The organism is Hymenobacter agri (genome assembly GCF_054778495.1).
Genome location: NZ_BAAGZM010000969.1, coordinates 1 through 1,090 on the forward strand (window position 1 = coordinate 1; position 1,090 = coordinate 1,090).

A 1,090-nucleotide genomic window follows, 5' to 3' on the forward strand; every position below is an offset into this window, starting at 1 on the left:
GCTGCCCGTGCAGAACCCCGCGCTGTGGTCGGCCGACCAGCCCAACCTGTACCGGCTGCGCGTGAGCCTGGCCGTGCAGGGCCAGCCGGTGGATGAGCTGACCGAGGAAGTGGGCATCCGCAGCCTGCGCTTCGATGCCGATAAAGGGTTTTTCCTGAACGAAAAAAGCCTCAAGCTTAAGGGTGTGTGCATTCACGACGACGCGGGCGCGCTGGGCGTGGCCGTGCCGCCCGAAGTGTGGGAGCGCCGCCTCAAGGCCCTGAAAGCCGTGGGCTGCAATTCGCTGCGCATGAGCCACAACCCCCACGCCGACTACCTCTACCGCCTCTGCGACCGCCTGGGTTTCCTGGTGATGGACGAGGCGTTTGACGAGTGGGAGCGCGGCAAAAACAAGTGGGTGGCCGGCTGGAACGTGGGCACGCCCAGCCAGCACGGCTCGCACGAATACTTCAAGGAGTGGGCCGACCGCGACCTGCGCGACATGATTCGGCGCAACCGCAACCGCCCGTCCATCATTATGTGGAGCATCGGCAACGAAATCGACTACCCCAACGACCCCTACACCCACGAAATCCTCAACACCGGCCGCAACCCCCAGATTTACGGCAAAGGCTACCTGCCCGACCACCCGCCGGCCAGCGAAATGGGCCCGCTGGCCCGCCGCCTGGTGGCCGTGGCCAAGCAGGCCGACACCTCGCGCCCCATCACGGCCGCCTTGGCCGGCGTGGTGATGTCGAACCTCACCGACTACCCCGCCGCCCTCGACGTGGTGGGCTACAACTACCAGGAATTCCGCTACCCCGACGACCACAAGCAGTACCCGCAGCGCGTCATTCAGGGCAGCGAAAACGGCATGGCGCCCGCCGCCTGGGCCGCAGTCGATACCAACGCCTACATCTCGGCCCAGTACCTCTGGACGGGCATCGACTACCTCGGCGAGGCCGGCAAATGGCCCCAGCGCAGCAACGGCGCGGGTTTGCTCGACATGGCCGGCTTCACCAAGCCCGAGTATTTCTTCCGCCAAAGCCTCTGGACGAGCGCGCCCATGCTCGCGCTGGCCACCACCGCCACGCCCAACCCGGCCCCCGCC

Annotated in this window: 1 protein-coding gene; it reads left to right on the plus strand. The window is 66.6% G+C overall.

Going from position 1 to position 1,090, the window contains the following annotated elements; genetic code table 11:
* On the plus strand, positions 1-1,090 hold a 1,090-nt coding region (locus ACYVDE_RS23770), incomplete at both ends, for a glycoside hydrolase family 2 protein (protein WP_460503999.1).